Source organism: Streptococcus sanguinis, assembly GCF_020729725.1.
In the GTDB taxonomy this organism is placed as follows: Bacteria; Bacillota; Bacilli; order Lactobacillales; family Streptococcaceae; genus Streptococcus; species Streptococcus sanguinis_V.
The window spans coordinates 300,864-319,588 of record NZ_JAJEPA010000012.1 but is presented as its reverse complement, the minus strand read 5'-3'; the positions used below and the strand labels follow the sequence as shown (position 1 = coordinate 319,588).

18 protein-coding genes are annotated in these 18,725 nt (G+C 46.6%); 2 read left to right on the top strand and 16 right to left on the bottom strand.

Annotated features, from left to right (window positions below; translation table 11 throughout):
• Position 1: 1 nt before the first annotated feature.
• The 16 genes from cbiG to K4I03_RS06810 form a co-directional block, all read right to left on the bottom strand.
• On the bottom strand, positions 2-1,063 hold the full coding sequence (cbiG, locus tag K4I03_RS06885) for a cobalt-precorrin 5A hydrolase (RefSeq protein WP_227964180.1): 1,062 nt from the start codon (positions 1,061-1,063) through the stop codon (positions 2-4).
• On the bottom strand, positions 1,053-1,826 hold the full coding sequence (locus K4I03_RS06880; RefSeq protein WP_125408793.1) for a cobalt-precorrin-4 methyltransferase: 774 nt from the start codon (positions 1,824-1,826) through the stop codon (positions 1,053-1,055). Before K4I03_RS06880 ends, cbiG begins: the two co-directional genes overlap by 11 nt.
• A complete protein-coding gene (locus K4I03_RS06875) occupies positions 1,826-2,395 on the bottom strand; it encodes a decarboxylating cobalt-precorrin-6B (C(15))-methyltransferase (protein WP_032905439.1) in 570 nt (189 codons plus the stop codon). The genes K4I03_RS06880 and K4I03_RS06875 overlap by 1 nt, the downstream gene beginning before the upstream one ends.
• Complete coding sequence (locus tag K4I03_RS06870) at positions 2,367-2,999, bottom strand: cobalt-precorrin-7 (C(5))-methyltransferase (protein WP_227964179.1); 633 nt, start codon at positions 2,997-2,999, stop codon at positions 2,367-2,369. The genes K4I03_RS06875 and K4I03_RS06870 overlap by 29 nt, the downstream gene beginning before the upstream one ends.
• Complete coding sequence (cbiD, locus tag K4I03_RS06865) at positions 2,990-4,117, bottom strand: cobalt-precorrin-5B (C(1))-methyltransferase CbiD (protein ID WP_227964177.1); 1,128 nt, start codon at positions 4,115-4,117, stop codon at positions 2,990-2,992. Before cbiD ends, K4I03_RS06870 begins: the two co-directional genes overlap by 10 nt.
• Complete coding sequence (locus tag K4I03_RS06860; protein ID WP_227964175.1) at positions 4,117-4,821, bottom strand: cobalt-precorrin-8 methylmutase; 705 nt, start codon at positions 4,819-4,821, stop codon at positions 4,117-4,119. The genes cbiD and K4I03_RS06860 overlap by 1 nt, the downstream gene beginning before the upstream one ends.
• Positions 4,822-5,520: a cobalt-precorrin-8 methylmutase gene (locus tag K4I03_RS06855; RefSeq protein WP_227964173.1), complete on the bottom strand. Its 699-nt coding sequence runs from the start codon at positions 5,518-5,520 to the stop codon at positions 4,822-4,824.
• Positions 5,521-5,529: 9 nt separating this feature from the next.
• The gene (cbiB, locus tag K4I03_RS06850; RefSeq protein ID WP_227964172.1) at positions 5,530-6,480 is read right to left on the bottom strand and encodes an adenosylcobinamide-phosphate synthase CbiB; all 951 of its coding nucleotides are present in this window, start codon (positions 6,478-6,480) and stop codon (positions 5,530-5,532) included.
• A 1-nt stretch (position 6,481) separates the two neighbouring features.
• On the bottom strand, positions 6,482-7,840 hold the full coding sequence (locus K4I03_RS06845; protein WP_227964170.1) for a cobyrinate a,c-diamide synthase: 1,359 nt from the start codon (positions 7,838-7,840) through the stop codon (positions 6,482-6,484).
• 296 nt (positions 7,841-8,136) lie between these two features.
• Entirely contained in the window at positions 8,137-9,894 is a 1,758-nt protein-coding gene (locus tag K4I03_RS06840) for an ABC transporter ATP-binding protein (RefSeq protein WP_227964168.1), read from the bottom strand.
• Positions 9,884-11,650 (bottom strand): ABC transporter ATP-binding protein, encoded by a 1,767-nt coding sequence (locus K4I03_RS06835; protein WP_002925817.1) that lies wholly within the window; start codon positions 11,648-11,650, stop codon positions 9,884-9,886. Before K4I03_RS06835 ends, K4I03_RS06840 begins: the two co-directional genes overlap by 11 nt.
• Complete coding sequence (locus K4I03_RS06830) at positions 11,643-12,101, bottom strand: MarR family winged helix-turn-helix transcriptional regulator (RefSeq protein WP_002934875.1); 459 nt, start codon at positions 12,099-12,101, stop codon at positions 11,643-11,645. Before K4I03_RS06830 ends, K4I03_RS06835 begins: the two co-directional genes overlap by 8 nt.
• A gap of 174 nt (positions 12,102-12,275) precedes the next feature.
• On the bottom strand, positions 12,276-12,611 hold the full coding sequence (locus K4I03_RS06825) for a hypothetical protein (protein ID WP_002903845.1): 336 nt from the start codon (positions 12,609-12,611) through the stop codon (positions 12,276-12,278).
• Between the two features lie 78 nt (positions 12,612-12,689).
• Positions 12,690-13,100, bottom strand: coding sequence for a peptide deformylase (locus K4I03_RS06820; protein ID WP_002903844.1), 411 nt, complete (start codon positions 13,098-13,100; stop codon positions 12,690-12,692).
• Between the two features lie 46 nt (positions 13,101-13,146).
• The gene (gene scrK, locus K4I03_RS06815; RefSeq protein WP_227964166.1) at positions 13,147-14,046 is read right to left on the bottom strand and encodes a fructokinase ScrK; all 900 of its coding nucleotides are present in this window, start codon (positions 14,044-14,046) and stop codon (positions 13,147-13,149) included.
• A gap of 157 nt (positions 14,047-14,203) precedes the next feature.
• Positions 14,204-16,090, bottom strand: coding sequence for a sucrose-specific PTS transporter subunit IIBC (locus K4I03_RS06810; protein WP_227964164.1), 1,887 nt, complete (start codon positions 16,088-16,090; stop codon positions 14,204-14,206).
• A 195-nt stretch (positions 16,091-16,285) separates the two neighbouring features.
• Between K4I03_RS06810 and K4I03_RS06805 the strand changes: the two genes are divergently transcribed.
• Both K4I03_RS06805 and K4I03_RS06800 read left to right on the top strand, forming a co-directional pair.
• Positions 16,286-17,740 (top strand): sucrose-6-phosphate hydrolase, encoded by a 1,455-nt coding sequence (locus K4I03_RS06805; protein WP_227964163.1) that lies wholly within the window; start codon positions 16,286-16,288, stop codon positions 17,738-17,740.
• The gene (locus tag K4I03_RS06800) at positions 17,721-18,686 is read left to right on the top strand and encodes a LacI family DNA-binding transcriptional regulator (RefSeq protein WP_223313133.1); all 966 of its coding nucleotides are present in this window, start codon (positions 17,721-17,723) and stop codon (positions 18,684-18,686) included. Before K4I03_RS06805 ends, K4I03_RS06800 begins: the two co-directional genes overlap by 20 nt.
• Positions 18,687-18,725 lie beyond the last annotated feature (39 nt).

The following is an 18,725-nucleotide window of genomic DNA, read 5'->3' as shown; positions in this document are numbered from 1 at the left end:
TTTACTTTTTGGTTATTGCTTTTGCAAGCGCATAGGTACAGCCGTTCTTGGCAAAGCGCTCTGTCAGGACTTGACCCTGACTGGCCAGATCTGCGCTGGCCAAGGCGACACTGCCGACTCCGACTGTCTTTTTGACAAATTCTGACTGAGGATAGCGGTCTGCTACAACAGACAGCTCCTCCTTAGTAAAGGTCTCAAAGGGGCAGCCCAATTCCTCAGCCAAGGCCAGAATAGCTGCTTCGTCCTTCTTGACATCAATGCTGACGATTTTGGAAATCTCACTGGCAGAAATGCCCTGCTGCTGACAAAATTCCTCAAAGCCCTCTCGGAAGACAGCAGGAGACACATCCTTTCTGGCACCAACTCCTAAGATATAGGGTTGAGGATAGATGAGAGCCAGATTTTCTCTTTGAATGTCCTTTTTTTCTGAAGTCAGCAGAATCAGCGGTTCCGTTCCCTTGAGAACAGCCGCAAGTTCTTCCTCATCCACCAGAGTCAGACCGCGAAGGTCAGTGACCCAGTCCTTTTCCTGATAGAAATAGACTGTTCGGCCGCTGCCTAGATAGCTGTTGAAAGGTTTGATAAATTCTCTCAATTCCGGCTGCCAGCCATTGACTGACTGGGCCAGATTGTCCAGAGCTGTTACATTCTGCACATCTGTCGCTGTCGTGATAACAGGATTAGAACCGAGCAATTCTGCGATGTCTAGCGTCACTTGATTGGCTCCGCCTAGATGTCCGCTCAGCAGGCTGATGACATTCGTCGCTTTCTCATCCATGACAACTACTGCTGGGTCAGTCGCCTTGTCTTTCAAGACTGGTGCAATAGCTCGCACAACCGCCCCGATAGCCATGATACAAATGAGAACATCCACTTCCTGAAAGAGCTGACCAAGTGCTTCAACGACTCGTCCTTCGATGGCGATGACCCTGTCATCTGCCAATCGAGGTGTCGTATAGATAGGGATTTCCTTGCCTAGCTTTTCTCGCAGAGTCAGAGCCAAGTCCTTGCCGACCGCTGTCACTGTTGCGATTGCGTAGCGGGCTTGAGAATCACTTGGCATGGCTGCTCTTCCCCCGTCTGAACTCATGCTGGAAATCCGCATGGTAGAGCTTGGAATAGTAGAATTCCTGACCTAAAAAGTCACCGACCAAAATCAAAGCTGTCTTTCTAATCTTAGCTTCCTTGACCTTCTCAGCAATATTTGTCAAATCGCCAAAGACCTTCTTTTCATCCGGCCAAGTAGCCTTGTAAATAACAGCCACAGGCGTTTCTGGAGGATAGCCACCCTCGATCAGCTCGCTGACGACCTTTTCAATGCCTTGAACGGACAGGAAGATAGCCATAGATGTCCGGTGCTGAGCATAGCTTTTCAGGGATTCCCGATCTGGCACAGGCGTCCGGCCAGCCATCCGAGTAATGATGAGGCTTTGAGAAACCTCTGGTACGGTATACTCTGCCCCGATACTGGAAGCAGCTCCCAGAAAAGAGCTGACGCCCGGCGTGCAGTCAAACTCTATGTCCCGCTTCTTCATCTCTTCGATCTGCTCTCGAATGGAGCCATAAATGGAGAAATCTCCCGTCTGCAGGCGAACCACATCTTTACCAGCCTTGACTCCAGCCTCCATGACATCGATGATTTCCATCAAGTGCATGCTGGCGCTGTCGTGAATCTCAGCTCCTTCTTTACAGAAGTTCAGCAGATCTGGATTGACCAAGGAGCCTGCGTAAATGACCACATCAGCCTCAGACAGCTGCTTGTAACCTTTGAGCGTAATCAGCTCGACATCACCTGGGCCTGCTCCAACAAAATGTACTTTGGACATCAATTAGCCTCTCTTTCTTTTTTCTTACAGGAAACGATAATGGTCGGATTCTGAGGTTTGAAGTAGTGCCCCTTGCCTATAGCTGTCCAGCGACTAGCCTGAACCGAGACAATCTCTAAATCCTCCCAGTCCATCTGCTCCGCTATTTGAGCTGCTTCCAGAGCATTCTCCAGCAGGATAAAGTTCAAGACCAGCCGACCGCCCGGCTCCATGAGCTGGGCACACCAGTCGAAAATCTCCTGCATATTGCCCCCGGTCCCTCCGACAAAAATGGCATCAAAGCTGCCATCCAGCTCAATCGGAGCCAGTCCTTGATGGAGACGGACATTGTGGCAGCCAAAGTGCTGGATATTCTCCTGCGTCAAGGCCACCGCGTCTTCATTTCGCTCCACCGCCACCACTTCCAGTTCTGGATAGGTTCGGGCTGCCTGAATCGTGACACTACCAGTGCCAGAACCGACATCCAGCATGCGCTTGGCTCGATGCAGCTCCAACTTATCCAAACTGATGGCTCTGACTTCTTCCTTAGTCATAGGGACTTTAGCCCTGATAAATTCCGAATCCCTCATCTAACACCACCACTACATTCATTTCATATTCTCTATCTTCTACCTCACTCGCAGGCAGAATGGTAATACGCTCGTCTTCATAACTCAGCTGCTCACCGATGACCAGCACCTTATCTAAGCCTCTTTTAACAGCCTCTTGAGCAATCTCATAGGGGCCAACTTTCTGATCGGTCACCATAAAGACTTTTGACAGACTCATAATCAGGTCAAAATTAGGCTCCTTAGCATGGCTGCTCGTCAGATAAGCATCGTTCATAGGCAGGGCAATTCTGCTGGCCAGATACTGCATGGCGCTGATACCAGGCGAGATAACCACACGCCCCTTGAACTTCTCTGACAGCCATTTGCCCAAGCCGTAAATCAGGGGATCGCCTGAGGCCAGATATAGAATTTCTTCATCCTCACCAAAGCTTTCCAGCAATTCTGCCAACGCGGCTAATTTTTTAGGAGGAACCAGCCCCTTATCCCGATAAGCCGGCGGTAAAATTTCCAGATGGCGTTCACTGCCCAAAATGCGGTCAGCCTTCTCAAAATAGGCTTCCTGTCCCAGAAGACCATAGCTAGAATCTCCCGGACCAATTCCGATGACATAAATCATGTCCATTCCTCCTTTATCTGCTCTAAAGGCTGAGTTGATGCCAAATAGCCTTCCTCAGTCCCAAAGACGACCACTTCAATACTGACTTCTGGCTTACGATAGCGAAGCAGACGCTCACTTCTAGCCTTAATCTTATCCGCCAATACCTGATAGACACCCTCATAAGAAAATTCCTTAATGGCTGTTCCAGCTGCCTCGGTCGTCAAGCACTTGTCAACCTTTTCCAGCAGCTCAATAGGCGCCCCCATCAGGGCTAGATTAGCCACCAGCGTTTCCATACGAGCATCCGAGTCCTTGCTGTGGGTAGAGAAAATCCCAGCCGCCACTTTGACAAACTTGCCCATGTGACCAATCATCAAAACCTTGGTAAAGCCGATGCGCTGCACTTCTTTGAGGACATGACCGACAAAGTTACTCATATTGACGATGCGCCCAGCTGGAATCCCCACAGTATTAGTAGCAAAATCTTCACCGTAATTCCCCGGTACCAAGACGACTGAGCGATGTCCTTGATTGTAGAGCATGGTCAGCTCAATCGTGATGGACGCTTTCCAACTATCTTCAGACATTGGATTGACAATCCCTGTCGTTCCCAAGATTGAAATGCCACCGACAATACCTAGTCTGGAATTGTAGGTCAGCTTGGCCGTTTCTTCTCCTCCGGGAACGGAAATGATAACCCGTGCTCCACAGTTGGGACCGATAATCTCACGGACATGCTGCTCAATCATCCGTCTAGGAGTCGGATTGATGGCTGCCATGCCGACATCACAGGCCAGCCCCTTCTCGGTCACGCGCCCAACGCCCTGACCACCGTCAATCTCGATTTTCGTCTGATCTGGCAGAAGAGTCACGGTCGAATAAATCAAGAGTCCGTGCGTCGCATCCGCATCATCGCCGCCATCTTTTTCAATGGCTGCGGTCGCCTCTTCTGGTCCAAAGGAAGGATTGTGAACATCCATGGTCACTTCCACACCTGAAGCCGTATGCACAGTAACCTTTTCTTCTCTTTCCTGATTTAAGATCATGCTCAAGGCTGCAACGGTCGCCGCCGTCGCACAAGTACCAGTTGTAAAACCTTTTCTTAATTTCTTTCCATTGACATAAGCGTATTCATCCATCATTAGCCCTCTCCTTTCTCCGGAGCCTGCTTTTTATCTGAAACACTGTAACGCTCATAGTCCGTAGTGTCGAGCTTGAGCTGGTAGAGAATGGCATTGACCACAGCTGCTGCGATGGTACTGCCGCCCTTTTGACCCAGTGCTGCGATAGAAGGCACCGAACTTTCATGCAGTTTGAGCTTGGATTCTGCCGCTCCGACAAAGCCAACTGGAACTCCGACAACTGCATCCGGCTGCAAGCTTCCTTCTTCGACCATATCCAAAACCTTGAAGATAGACGTTGGAGCATTCCCGAAGACAAACAGTTTTGGACCATCCACTTTAGCTGCATATTCTACAGCAGCCATGGAGCGAGTAATTCCTTTTTCCTTAGCTTCCTGAAAGACTGCCGGCTCATTGACCAGACAGCGATAGGAAACACCTAGGTCATCCAGCAATTTCTTATTAAAACCACCCAAGACCATGGTCGTATCCGTAAAAATGGTACCCTTGTTTCGGAGGACATAGAGGATTTTCTCAATAACCTGATTGGAAAACTTGATATTGTAGAGGTAGTCAAAGTCTGCACTGGTAAAGACAACCCGCTTGAGTACTACCTCTTCAAAAGGATCCGAAAAATGTATATCTGGATGCTCTTGGTCAATAATTTCCTGAATCTTGCTGAAACTAGCTTCTTCAATCTTGTGCGCTGCTTTTAGATAGGACATCTAGTTCTTTCCTCCTTCTTTACTGGATGGTGTAGAATAACGGACATAGTCATCCGTCACCACTTCTCTCAGCTGGTAGATAATGGCATTGATAATGGCTACTACAATCGTGCTGCCGCCTTTTCTGCCGAGATTGATAAGGGCCGGAAGACCTGACTGAAGCAGTTCTTCTTTTGACTCTTCGACATTGATAAAGCCGACTGGAACCCCAATCACTGCATCTGCTTCTACCAATCCCTGCTCTGCCAGCTCAATCAGGTAAGATAAAGCCGTAGGAGCACCACCGAAAGCAAATACTTTAGGACCTTCAATCTTAGCTGCTATCTCAACAGCCGCCATAGCTCTGGTAATTTGCTTTTCCTTGGCCAGCGCAACTACTTCTTCATCGCTAATCAAACAGCGGTAGCTTACACCCAGCGGGTCAAGCACGCGCTTGTTAATCCCGTTAAGAGAGATATTAGAGTCCAGCAGGATAGTCCCCTTAGCTCTGATTACTTCTTCTATTTTTTTAAGGACATCGTGCTCAAAGCGCATGGTATAGAGATAATCAAAATCTCCCGTCGTATGGATTGCCCTCTTGATGATGGATTCTTCCATTTCCGAATGGAAGACATAATCAGGATCTTTTTCAGTAATCATAGACTGAATAATTTGAAAGCTCTTTTCCTCGATAGAGGAAGGATTTTGGATATATGTCATAGTATACTCCTAGAAATATGCTTGCATTACTAAATAAAAAAGAGTGAACAAGATTAAACCTGTCATGGTACTTGTATAAAGCAGAGAGATAGCCGTCTGAATATCATCTGCCGCAACCGGTCTGGAAGCTTCTCCAATAGTTGGCTTCTCAATCAGCTCTCCATGATAGACGTGCGGTCCGCCCAGCTGAATGCCCAGAGCTCCAGCTACAACTGCCTCTGAAAAAGCACTGTTGGGACTAGCATGCTGGTAGCGATCCCGCCAGCCAATTCGCAAGGCTCCCTTGAAATCCAGCAGTAAAATTTGACTGCTGAGAATCAAGAAAAGCCAAGTCAAACGCGCAGGAATCAGATTGGCCAGATCATCCATCTTGGCAGATATCAAGCCGATTTTGCGGTATTTCTCCGTCTTATAGCCTACCATGGAGTCCAAGGTATTGATGGCCTTATACGTCATAGCTAGAATGGGGCCGCCTAGAAAGAGGCAGAGCAGGGGACCGATAACCCCGTCACTGGTATTTTCAGCCACCGTCTCAATCGTCGCCTTGCTGATTTCCTCTGGTGTCAGCTGAGAAGTTTCACGGCCGACAATCATACCAACTTGCTTTCTAGCTTCTTCCAAAGTACCAAACTTGAGCGTATGGTAAACTTTTTGAGCCTCAAAAGCCAGGCTTTTAGCCGCCAGACTGGCATAGGCCAGATAGATCCAGATGATCCAGTAGAGGACAGGATGAACCAGACCAGCCAGCCAGAGTAGCCCGTAGCTAACTCCCAGCGCCAGTCCAACTGTTGCCAGCCAGAGGAAAAAGCCAAATAGATAGGGCGAAAACTGCCTTTTCTCCTGCAAGCGCATGCATAGATAAATATAGGAACCTATCCACTTGACTGGATGAGGCCAGCTATAGGGGTCGCCAATCAGCCAGTCCAGTAAGACGGCTAGAAAAATTGCAATGAGTGTCATATCAATTCGCCTCTTTGATATAGTTCAGCCAGTTGGCCAGTAGCTGCTCATCCTGATAAAAATGAACATGCAGGTAGCTGGCAAAGGTACGGCCCTTTTGATAACCGCCAGTCCAGGCAGCTACGACCTGGCCATCTCTGACCTTCTCTAGCTTGAGGACCGTATCTTCCTCCGTCTCAAAGACCGAATGATGAAACTCATGTCCCCTGACCGCCGTACCTTTAGGACCAAAAAGACTGTCTACCTGCGTTTCTGCTTGGCAGTAGCCAAAGCTTTTCAGGCCGGGGGTCATCAGGCTCTTGCCCTTGAAAATGCCGACCATTTCATAGGCCTGACCCTCTACTTCCAGCAGCTCTCCCAGATACATGAGTCCGCCGCATTCTGCGTAGATTGGCCGGCCCTGCTCGTGAGCTTTCTTAACCGAAGCCCGGAAATCAGCATTTGTCATCAGCTCCTGAGCATAGACTTCTGGAAAACCACCGCCAAAATAATAAGCATCTGCAGCTGGCAGTTCCTTATCTTTCAGAGGGCTGAAAGGCACCAGCTGGACATTGAGCTCTCTTAGAAAGTCTAGATTATCTTCATAGTAAAAGTGGAAAGCATCATCCAAAGCATAAGCCAAAGTCAAGGGCTGGTCATTGCGGATATGAAAAGGATTGGCCATCTGCTTATAGGGAAGTTCTGCCTTTCCCAGCAGTCTGTCTAGATTTATATGCTTGGCTGCTGCCGCTCCCAAGTCCTCAAATCGACGGTCCAAATCATTCATTTCTACGTCTGGGATTAGGCCCAGATGGCGCGATGGCAGCTCTGCTGTCGCATTCTTAGGCAGATAGCCTAGCACTTCAACATCCGTATACCGCTCTATGGCACCTTTGATGAGTTCATAGTGGTTTTGTGACGCCACTCGATTGATAATGACCCCAGCAATATCCAAATCCGAATCAAAAGTCGCAAAGCCATGGACCATAGCCGCTGCCGAGGTAGATGTTGCCTTCCCATCGATAATCAAGACAACCGGAATGCCCAACTTCTTAGCAACAGAAGCAGAAGACGCACAGTCCTTGTCCGTTCCCAGACCATCAAAGAGCCCCATGACTCCCTCGACTACTGCCACATCTGCGTCTCCATGCCATTTATAGTAGGACCAAGCCAGGCTCTGATCGTCCGGTATCATAAAGCTGTCCACATTCCGCGACGGCCGCTTGGTAATCCGACTATGATAAGCTGTATCAATATAATCAGGTCCTACCTTATAAGGCTGGACCTGATAACCTCTGTCTGCCAGAGCTTTCAAAATCCCTAGGGTAACTGTAGTCTTTCCAACACCGCTGGAAACACCAGCCAGCATAAATTGCTTCATCGCTTTACTCCAGATTCACTGATAAAAAAAGCACTACAAAAAAGAAAGAAGTTTCATTTTTTGTAGCACCGTTGCTCACTTATATGTATATCAAACACCCCGTTGTGTTCGTTTTCAGTTCTTATATTAAATTTATTTTAATATAAACGACAAAAGCTGTCAAGTTTTTCCTAGAGCATCTGCGGAGAAAGTCAGGGTTTTAGAGCGTTTTCACTGAAAGATGAGCAATTTTTACAATTCTGTTAAATTTAAAAAAACATCAGGAAAAGGAACATTCCTGATGTTTTATTTGAGTATCAACTTGCATCTTCCTCTACAAATTGACTATTATAGAGGTCCGCATAGAAGCCATTCTGCTCCATGAGTTCATCGTGGTTACCCTGCTCGATGATATTTCCATCGCGCATGACCAAGATAAGATCCGCATTACGGATAGTAGACAGGCGGTGGGCAATGACAAAGGAAGTCCGGCCCTCCATGAGTTTGTCCATCGCCTTTTGAATGAGCTCCTCCGTCCGCGTATCGACTGACGAAGTTGCCTCATCCAATATCAAGAGCGGCGCATCTTTGAGCAGAGCACGAGCGATCGTCAACAGCTGCTTCTGACCAACCGATAAGTTGACCGTGTCATCCAGCACCGTATCATAGCCCTGTGGCAGAGTCATGATAAAGTGATGAACACCGACCGCCTTTGCTGCAGCAACAACTGCTTCATCAGTCACATGCTCCTGATTATAAATCAAGTTTTCCCGAATCGTCCCCTCAAAGAGCCAGGTATCCTGCAAGACCATTGAAAAGGCATCGTGAACCTCAGAGCGTTTCATATCCTTAATATCTATACCATCAATGCTGATACTCCCTTTGTCAATTTCATAGAACTTCATAAGGAGATTAACGATGGTCGTCTTACCAGCACCAGTCGGGCCAACAATGGCTATCTTCTGTCCGGCTTTGGCTCGGGCTGAGAAATCATGAATAATGGTCTGGTCTGGCTTGTAACCGAAGAAGACCTCTTCAAAGGCAACATCTCCCTTGACAGCAGTAAGCTGCTGCTCTTTATGCTGGTCGTCTTCCATCTCAGGCTCAGCCAGAAATTCAAGGACACGAACCAGCGCAGCACCAGCCTGCTGCAAGACGGCGATACCTTGCGCAATCTGTGACAAAGGCTGAGAGAAGGTCCGCACATAAACCATAAAGGCGACAATAATTCCGATACTAATAGAGCCATTAATCGCCAGAGCAGCACCAACCAAAATAACCATCACATAGGCAAAATTCCCCGTAAAGAACATGAGCGGCATCATCATACCAGAGATAAATTGCGATTTCCAAATACTGTTATAGAGATTGTGATTGAGAACTGCAAAGCGCTCCTTAGACTTCTCAATGGCATTATAGCTGGTAACAACATTATGACCAGAGTACATCTCCTCCACATAACCGTTTACCGCAGCCAAATCGTTTTGCTGGGCGGTGAAATAGCCCTGAGACTTGCCCATAATGAGACCAACAAAGACAAAACCTAATACAGTAGCCAAGATAGTTACCATGGCCAAGATCCAGTTCATGAAGAACATGGTCAAGACCACAGCCACCAAGAGCAAGCTGGCAGAGATAACATTCCCCAGACTCTGGTTGAGGGATTGGCCGACCGTATCTACGTCATTGGTCACGCGCGACAGAGTATCCCCCTGAGAATGAGCATCGAAATAGCCCAGCGGCAGCTTGTTAATCTTCTCCGCAATGGCCGTCCGCAGCCGCTTGGAGAAATACTGGATAACCGTACTGATGATAAAGGACTGACCGTAGTTGAGCAGAGCTCCGACTGCATAGAGCACGGTCAGCAGAAGGGCAATCTCAGACACAGCTTTTAAATCAATACTGGTAGCCAGACCATCAGAAATGAGATTGGTAATTTCTTTTAATTTATTTGGCCCATAGACCGTGATAATGTTTGACAAGACAGCTCCCACAAATGCCAAAGCAAGAGGAAGCTGGAAGCCTTTGAGATAAGGCCGTATCTGGCTAAATAATGAAGGCTTCTTATTTCCCATTTTCTAATTCCTCCTTGGATAATTGTGAGTAGGCAATTTCTTGATAGACTTCGTTGCTGGCCAAAAGTTCTCGGTGGGTACCTTGACCGACCACCTTACCAGCATCCAAGACCAAGATTTGATCCGCATCCATGATAGTAGAAATCCGCTGCGCCACGATTAGCTTGGTCATATCCTGCGTCCGCTCAGCCAGCTCCTTGCGCAAAATGCGGTCTGTCTTATAGTCTAGCGCTGAGAAGGAGTCGTCAAAGATGAGGATTTCTGGCTTACGAGCCAAGGCTCTGGCAATGGCCAAGCGCTGACGCTGGCCACCAGAGAAGTTGGTTCCGCTTTGAGCCACTTCAGCTTTCAGCCCCTTTTCCTTCTCTTGGACAAAGGGCTTAGCCTGTGCAAGGTCAAGAGCCTCCCACATTTTCTGCTCATCCAGCGGGCTTTCTTTGCTTTGACCGAAGTTCAGATTGCTCTCGATATCGCCAGAGAAAAGCACCGCCTTTTGCGGGATGTAGCCGACCTTATTATGCAGGTCTTCCAGCTGGTAATCCTGAACATTGACACCATCTACCAGAATCTCTCCTTCAGTTACATCGTAGAAACGAGGAATGAGATTGACTAGCGTGGATTTCCCTGAACCAGTTGAACCGATAAAGGCCACGGTATCACCAGCCTGCGCTGTAAAGCTGACATGCTCAATGACCGCTTCTGAATTCTTGGAATAGCGGAAGGACACATCTCGAAAGACCACCTCTCCCTTGCTATCCGCTGCTGCCTTAGGCTGTTCCGGACTGGTGATAGAAGAATGCAGGTCCAGTACTTCATTAATCCGGCCAGCCGATACAATGGTCCGAGGCAGGACAATGAAGAGGGCACCCATGAGCAAGAATCCAATCACAATCTGCATAGCATAGGACATAAAGACGACCATATCACTGAAGAGTGGGAGACGCTCCTGCAGCCCAGCCTCCTGGATCAAATAAGCACCAATCCAGTAAATAGCCAGTGTCAATCCGCTGGAAATCCCCATCATAACTGGATTCATCATGGCCATCAGACGACCGATGAAAAGATTGAGCCGGGTTACTTCATCATTGGCCGCCGCAAATTTCTCATCCTGATAATCCTCAGCATTGTAAGCCCGGACCACGCGAATCCCAGTCAGACTCTCTCTAGTGACACTGTTTAGCTTATCGACCAAGCGTTGCGCAACTGACTGTTTGGGAAAGGCCAATGTCACCAAAACTACTGTCAGCAGGATATTGACTATAACAGCAATAAGAACTGCTATCAGCCAGTTCTCGGACTTGCCAATAATCTTGGTCATGGCCCAAATCGCCATAATCGGTCCCCTGGTCACCACCTGAAGCCCCATGGTAATTAAGGTCTGTACCTGGGTAATATCATTTGTCGTCCGAGTCAGCAGACTAGGGATTGAAAATTTCTTAATCTCCGTCTGCGAATAGTCTAGCACACGGTTGAAAATATCGCTCCGCAAGCTCTGGGTAAAGCTGGCTGCTATACGAGCGGCAAAAAAGCCAACCACAATAGCTGACAGCAAGCTAGCAAAAGACAGGCCGATCATTTTCAGACCTGGCTCCCACAAATCTGCCAAACCAGTCCCTGGTGTTTGCAGCAACTCTGTAATCGTCGAAATATAGGTTGGAACTTCTAATTCCAGATATACCGTTAGGAAGGTGAAGAGCACACTGAGAACAATCATGCTCACTTCCCTTACCGTCAGCCGTTTAAATAACTTAAACATCTTTCCCTCCATTTTCTAAACTTTCGATATTCTGATAAAACTTGGCCATGACTTGAGAAAAAATCAGCAGTTCCTGCTCAGAAACACCATTCAAAATAGAAAGGTTCATTTCATCAAAAAAGTCACGGATTTTTTTCATTCTTTCCTGCGACTGCGGAGTGAGACGGATATATTTAGCTCGCTTGTCTGTCTTGCTCGTTTCTAGCTGAATAAAGCCATTCTTCTCCATCCTTTTCATTAAGTTAGAGGCCACCGATTTGGAAATATCCAACTCCTGCTCAATATCCTTGATAAGGGTATCCTTCCCCTCTTCCATACGACAGGCGACAATATGCAAGACCTGCCCCTGAGGCCCAGCCATGGACTCAATCCCTTGCTCCTTGGCAAGCTTTTCCGCTATGAGATGAATCTTTCGTCCAAAACGCTTCAATTCCAGTAAAGGCTTATCCATACCTGTATCCTTTGTAAAAATAGTTTTCGTGAGAACTATTTTAACACAAGAAAAAAGAAAGTCAAGAAAAAAGTTTCCATGAGAACTATTTTTTCAACAAGAAAAAAAGCGAAGAAAATTTCTTCACCCTTCCTTTCAAACTGACAAACAGCCTAAAAATTGATTGGTCCCGCATTAAAATTTTGAAGAAGAAGCGAGGAATAGAGCCCCTCCAATGATAAGGAGAATGCCTGCAATCCAGCCTATAAATGGAATGGGCGCGATGTTGCTGCTTCCGACGATAAGGAGGACGCCCGCTGCGACACTGAAACGCATTTGACCTTTGTAATAAGCCAAGGAAGTAATTCCCAAGCCCAGAGCTGCCAATTTAATCACCGCTCCCAGTAAATTCAGGCCAGAATCACCTAGTAGGGCTGAAAAAGGAACAAAAAAGATATTCGAGAGCAGCAAAATAGTCCCTCCAATCAAACCAACCAGACCGCTTATCAGTGCTAAAGTTTTTGTTTTCATTTACATCTTGCCTCCTTCAATATTATTCTGCTAATTATCTCTAATTTTAGACATTTTTTGCAATTTTGTCAAATTTTTCTAAATGATAATCCCTTCCAAATGATCCAATTCATGCTGGCAGATTTGGGCAGGCAGGCCTTTCAAGGTCATGGTCTGCTGCTGCCAATGTTTATCCAGATAATCAATTGTGATTTCCTGATAACGTTGGGTAGGACGGCTTCCAACCAAGGACAGGCAGCTCTCTTCTGTCTGATAAGGGCCTGACTTAGAGCGCAGCACCGGATTAAACATGACTACCGGCACCAAACCATATAGAAAGATAATGACTCGCTTACGGACGCCAATCATATTGGCTGCGAGTCCTATACAGTTTTCTCGATTGGCCTGCAGAGTATCCTGCAAGTCTTGAGCCAGATAAAGGTCTTCTCTGCTAGCCTGCTCTGATGGCTGCTGTAGGAAGAAAATATCTTTGACAATTGCTTTTTCCATTACTTTTCCTCATAGAGAAGGGCCTGATAAATCAGACCCTATAAACTTATTTTGCGTGGCGCTCACTAACTTCTTTAGCCAGTACAAAGTTGCCCAGCGTTGCGGAGCCATTTCCAGCCACAGCTGGTGTCACGATATAGTCACGAACATCGGGAACTGGCAAATAGCCATTCAGGAGAACTGTGAATTTCTCACGAACCCGATCCAGCATGTGCTGCTGAGCCATAACACCGCCACCAAAGACGATGACATCTGGACGGAAAGTCACTGTCGCCTGAATAGCCGCCTGAGCGATATAGTAAGCTTGAATATCCCAGACAGAACTATTGAGTTTAATATTTTCCCCACGAACTCCGGTCCGCGCCTCTAAGCTTGGTCCAGCCGCCAATCCTTCCAAGCAGCCATTGTGGAAAGGACAAACGCCATTGAACTCTTTTTCCACATCCATAGGGTGCTTAGCTACATAATAATGCCCCATCTCGGGGTGACCTGCCCCCCCTACAAATTCGCCTCGCTGGATAGCACCCGCACCGATTCCTGTCCCAATCGTATAATAGACCAGATTTTCAATACGGCCGCCAGCATTGTTGCGGGCTACTACTTCACCATAAGCTGAACTATTGACATCCGTCGTGAAGTAAATGGGCACATTGAGAGCACGGCGTAGAGCGCCGACAATATCCACATTAGCCCAGTGCGGTTTAGGCGTAGTCGTTATAAAGCCGTAAGTCTTTGAGTTAGGGTCAATATCGATCGGCCCAAAAGATCCAACAGCCAGACCAGCTAGATTGTCAAAACGAGAAAAGAACTCAATCGTCTTGTCTAGGGTTTCAATAGGCGTGGTCGTTGGAAACTGTGTCTTTTCAACAACTTCAAACCGTTCATCACCTACAGCACAGACAAACTTAGTGCCGCCCGCTTCCAAACTTCCATACAATTTTGTCATTATAAATCCTCTTTTAAAATTTGATTTCTACTCTATTCATTATAGCATATCTCTTGCAGACTTCTTGCCAAAAACTTTCTTTGGGACACTCTTATAGATAGACTTATGTTATTAGAAAAAACGAACAAATCAACTTTTGTTCGTTTTCTAAATTCCATTAGGCTTTCACTTCGATAATTGCGTCGCCTTTAGCAAGAGCTCCTTCTGCTACTGGAGTCACAGAAGCATAGTCAGCTGTGTTAGTAACGATGACCATAGTCGTATCATCCAGACCAGCAGCTGCAATTTTCTCAGCTTCAAATGTTCCCAGAACATCACCAGCTTTGACCTTGTCACCTTGAGCAACCTTTTGGTCAAAACCTTCGCCGCCCATAGATACTGTATCAATTCCGACGTGAATCAGAATTTCAGCGCCATTAGCTGTCTTCAAACCATAAGCATGGCCAGTCGCGAATGCAATCGTAACTTCTGCATCAGCCGGAGCATAAACCACACCTTCGCTAGGCTTGATAGCAATTCCTCGTCCCATCGCTCCGCTAGAGAAAACAGGATCATCAACATCGCTCAAAGCTACTGCCTGACCAACAATTGGAGAAATAATTGTTTCATCTTGGAGGGAAGCTGGCACATTACCAGTTGTTTCTTCTTCGACCAGTTTTTCAGTTACAGCTGCTTCAGTTACAGTTTCTTCATCTTCAAAACCAAACATATAAGTCAATGCAAAACCAAGCGCAAATGATACAGCTACCATAAGGAGATATTGTAAGAGTTGTCCATTACCGATATAAAGCATTGTACCTGGGATGATAGTGATACCATTACCAGTACCAGCAAGTCCAAGGAGAGATGCCAAGCCACCACCAATTGCACCAGCAATCAATGAAAGGAAGAATGGTTTGCGATAACGTAAGTTAACCCCGAAGATAGCTGGCTCTGTAATACCAAGGAAGGCAGAAAGAGCAGCTGGGAAAGCAAGAGTTTTAAGTTTAGGATTTTTAGTTTTCACACCAACAGCAACGGTTGCAGCACCTTGAGCTGTCATAGCTGCAGTGATGATAGCATTGAATGGGTTAACGTGGTCCGCAGCAAGCAATTGTACTTCAAGCAAGTTGAAGATATGATGAACACCTGACACGACGATCAATTGGTGAACTCCACCAATCACCAAACCACCTAAACCAAACGGTAAAGCAAGGATTGCTTTTGTTCCAAACAAAATGTAGTTTTCAACAACGTGGAATACTGGTCCTATGATGAAAAGTCCAAGGATAGACATTACAAAAAGTGTAACGAATGGTGTCACCAAGAGATCCAAGACATCTGGCACAACCTTGCGGAGAGCTTTTTCAAACTTAGCTCCAACAACCCCGATAATGAAGGCTGGAAGAACGGAACCTTGCAAACCAACAACCGGGATGAAGCCAAAGAATTTCATGGCAGTCACTTCACCACCAGATGCTACTGCCCAAGCATTTGGAAGCGAGCCAGACACTAGCATCATACCAAGGACGATACCAACAGCTGGATTTCCACCAAATACACGGAAGGTTGACCAAACAACCAAGCCTGGTAAGATGATGAAGGCTGTATCCGTAAGGATTTCTGTATAGGTCTTCACATCATCTGGAAGCGTCATTCCAAGAGCGTTCAAGAGTCCACGCACACCCATGAAGAGACCTGTCGCTACGATAACTGGGATGATTGGCACAAATACATCACCAAATGTACGGATGGCGCGTTGGAACCAATTCCCTTGCTTAGCAGCTTCTGCTTTCATGTCATCTTTTGATGAAGTTGGCAATCCTAAGGCTACAACTTCGTCATAGATTTTATTAACCGTACCGGTACCAAAGATAATCTGGTACTGGCCTGAGTTAAAGAAGGCACCTTGAACTTTTTCCAGATTTTCGACAGTATTTTTGTCGATTTTACCCTCATCTTTAACCATCACGCGCAAGCGAGTCGCACAGTGAGCCACACTGTTGACATTCTCACGTCCGCCAAGGGCTTCGATGACTTTTTTTGCAATTTCAGTATTATTCATTTGCAAAAATCTCCTTATAAATATTTTTAACTTTTGAAAGCGATTTTATCGCCTTTACGAATATTATTTTACCATGATTCAAAAATATGTCAAGCGTTTTGCAGAAAAAATATTTTTTTACTGTTAAATGTTGATTTTTCATCGGAAAACGTTTACTATAGTAATAAGAAATAATATGATTCGGAGGACAAAAGATTGGCTTGGACGACTGAAAAACGCTACAAACGCTATGAAGACTGGACTCAGGAAGAGCTACAGCAGATCAAAGAAAACATCGCTAAATCTCCTTGGCGGGCTAACTACCATGTGGAGCCTCAGACGGGGCTGCTCAATGATCCCAATGGCTTTTCTTATTTTGACGGCAAGTGGGTGGTTTTCTACCAAAACTTTCCTTTCGGAGCAGCTCACGGCCTCAAGTGCTGGGTCCAGATGGAAAGCGATGACCTAGTCCACTTCAAGGAAACTGGCCTTCGGGTGTTGCCAGATACTCCTCTGGACAGCCACGGTGCCTACTCTGGCTCTGCCATGCAGTTTGACGACAAGCTCTTTCTCTTCTACACTGGCAATGTTCGTGATGAGAATTGGGTGCGTCATCCTTATCAAATCGGTGCCTTGTTAGACAAATCAGGCAATCTCAAAAAAATTGACAAGGTCTTGATTGAGCAACCTGCTGAAGCGACCGACCACTTCCGCGATCCGCAGATTTTCAACTACAAAGGGCAATTCTATGCCATTGTCGGTGGGCAAAACCTAGATAAACAAGGATATATCAAGCTTTACAAAGCTGTTGATAACGACTATAGCAACTGGGAAGTCGTCGGCAATTTGGACTTCGCCAATGACAAGACAGCCTATATGATGGAGTGTCCAAACCTAGCCTTTATCAACGACCAACCAGTCCTGCTCTATTGCCCTCAAGGCTTGTCTAAGGATGTACTGGAATATGGCAACATTTATCCAAACATGTATAAAATAGGTCAATCGTTTGACACAAACAAAGTTGCTATGATTGATCCTAGCCCTATCCAAAATCTGGACTATGGCTTCGACTGCTACGCGACCCAAGCCTTTAACGCGCCTGACGGTCGTGCACTCGCTGTCAGCTGGCTGGGCTTGCCTGATGTGGAATACCCATCTGACCGCTTCGACCATCAAGGTGCCTTCTCCCTCGTCAAGGAATTAAGTCTGAAAGACGGAAAACTCTACCAGTACCCAGTGCCTGCTATCAAGGATTTGCGAGCAGGGGAACAGCCTTTCGCTGCTTTGGTAGAAAGCAAGAACAGCTACGAACTAGAACTGAATCTCGCTGCAGACGCCGAACACGAAATCATTCTCTTTGCGGACAAGGATGGCAAGGGACTACGCATCAATTTCGACCTCAAGGCAGGTCAAGTGACCGTTGACCGCAGTCAGGCGGGAGAGCCATTCGCTCTGGACTTTGGAACCAGCCGAAGCTGTGATATTGACAAAGAAGCCACAAGTGCTACTATCTTCATCGATAAATCAATTTTTGAAATTTTCATCAATAAAGGAGAGAAAGTATTTTCCGGCCGTGTCTTCCCGAGAGAAGACCAGACAGGCATTGCTATTACTAAGGGCAATCCAACCGGTACTTACTATGAATTAGATTATGGTCGCAAAGCTAACTGATGTAGCAAAACTAGCAGGAGTCAGCCCCACAACTGTTTCCCGCGTCATCAACAGAAAAGGCTACTTATCCGACAAAACGATCTCTAAGGTTGAGGCAGCCATGCGAGAATTGGCCTACAAGCCCAACAATCTGGCGCGGAGCCTTCAAGGAAAATCAGCAAAGCTAATTGGACTCATTTTCCCTAATATCAGCAATGTCTTTTATGCAGAATTGATTGACAAGCTGGAGCATGAGCTCTTTAAACAAGGCTATAAAACCATCATCTGCAATAGTGAGCATGATTCAGACAAGGAGCGTGAATACCTTGAGATGCTGGAAGCCAATCAGGTGGACGGCATCATTTCTGGCAGCCACAATCTAGGCATTGAGGACTACAATCGCGTGACAGCACCAATCATTGCCTTTGACCGCAATCTTTCGCCGGATATCCCTGTCGTCTCCTCAGACAACTATGGTGGCGGAGTGCTGGCGGCCCAGACCTTAGTCAAGGCTGGAGCTCAAAACATCATCATGATTACTGGCAATGACAATTCCAACTCGCCAACCGGCCTGCGCCACGCTGGCTTCGCTTCCGTCCTGCCAGACGCACCGATTATCAATGTATCCAGTGATTTTTCTCCCGTCCGAAAGGAGATGGAAATCAAGCAAATTCTGACTCAGACCAAACCTGATGGCATTTTTACATCAGACGATCTGACAGCCATTTTAATTATGAAGGTCGCACAGGAGCTGAACATCCAGATACCTGAAGATTTGAAAATCATCGGCTACGACGGCACCTACTTTGTAGAGAACTACTACCCACAGCTAGCAACGATCAAACAGCCACTGAAAGATATCGCTCGTCTCTCTGTAGACCTACTCCTCAAAAAAATTGCCGGCCAAGAAGTCCAAACAACTGGCTATTTCCTGCCAGTCAGCCTCTTGCCCGGTAAGAGTGTTTAAAACTTATACAAACAAGGAAAGACGACCTCCATTATTGGA

Excerpts from the sequence above, each read along its gene's own strand:
- K4I03_RS06830 (WP_002934875.1), bottom strand. The coding sequence starts at position 12,101 with ATGGATAAGCCTTTACTGGAATTGAAGCGTTTTGGACGAAAGATTCAT.
- cbiB (WP_227964172.1), bottom strand. The coding sequence starts at position 6,480 with ATGACACTCATTGCAATTTTTCTAGCCGTCTTACTGGACTGGCTGATT.
- K4I03_RS06845 (WP_227964170.1), bottom strand. The coding sequence starts at position 7,840 with ATGAAGCAATTTATGCTGGCTGGTGTTTCCAGCGGTGTTGGAAAGACT.
- K4I03_RS06810 (WP_227964164.1), bottom strand. The coding sequence starts at position 16,090 with ATGAATAATACTGAAATTGCAAAAAAAGTCATCGAAGCCCTTGGCGGA.
- K4I03_RS06825 (WP_002903845.1), bottom strand. The coding sequence starts at position 12,611 with ATGAAAACAAAAACTTTAGCACTGATAAGCGGTCTGGTTGGTTTGATT.
- K4I03_RS06870 (WP_227964179.1), bottom strand. The coding sequence starts at position 2,999 with ATGGACATGATTTATGTCATCGGAATTGGTCCGGGAGATTCTAGCTAT.
- K4I03_RS06820 (WP_002903844.1), bottom strand. The coding sequence starts at position 13,100 with ATGGAAAAAGCAATTGTCAAAGATATTTTCTTCCTACAGCAGCCATCA.
- scrK (WP_227964166.1), bottom strand. The coding sequence starts at position 14,046 with ATGACAAAATTGTATGGAAGTTTGGAAGCGGGCGGCACTAAGTTTGTC.
- K4I03_RS06855 (WP_227964173.1), bottom strand. The coding sequence starts at position 5,520 with ATGACATATATCCAAAATCCTTCCTCTATCGAGGAAAAGAGCTTTCAA.
- cbiG (WP_227964180.1), bottom strand. The coding sequence starts at position 1,063 with ATGCCAAGTGATTCTCAAGCCCGCTACGCAATCGCAACAGTGACAGCG.
- K4I03_RS06800 (WP_223313133.1), top strand. The coding sequence starts at position 17,721 with ATGGTCGCAAAGCTAACTGATGTAGCAAAACTAGCAGGAGTCAGCCCC.
- K4I03_RS06835 (WP_002925817.1), bottom strand. The coding sequence starts at position 11,650 with ATGTTTAAGTTATTTAAACGGCTGACGGTAAGGGAAGTGAGCATGATT.
- K4I03_RS06840 (WP_227964168.1), bottom strand. The coding sequence starts at position 9,894 with ATGGGAAATAAGAAGCCTTCATTATTTAGCCAGATACGGCCTTATCTC.
- K4I03_RS06860 (WP_227964175.1), bottom strand. The coding sequence starts at position 4,821 with ATGTCCTATCTAAAAGCAGCGCACAAGATTGAAGAAGCTAGTTTCAGC.
- cbiD (WP_227964177.1), bottom strand. The coding sequence starts at position 4,117 with ATGATGGATGAATACGCTTATGTCAATGGAAAGAAATTAAGAAAAGGT.
- K4I03_RS06880 (WP_125408793.1), bottom strand. The coding sequence starts at position 1,826 with ATGTCCAAAGTACATTTTGTTGGAGCAGGCCCAGGTGATGTCGAGCTG.
- K4I03_RS06875 (WP_032905439.1), bottom strand. The coding sequence starts at position 2,395 with ATGAGGGATTCGGAATTTATCAGGGCTAAAGTCCCTATGACTAAGGAA.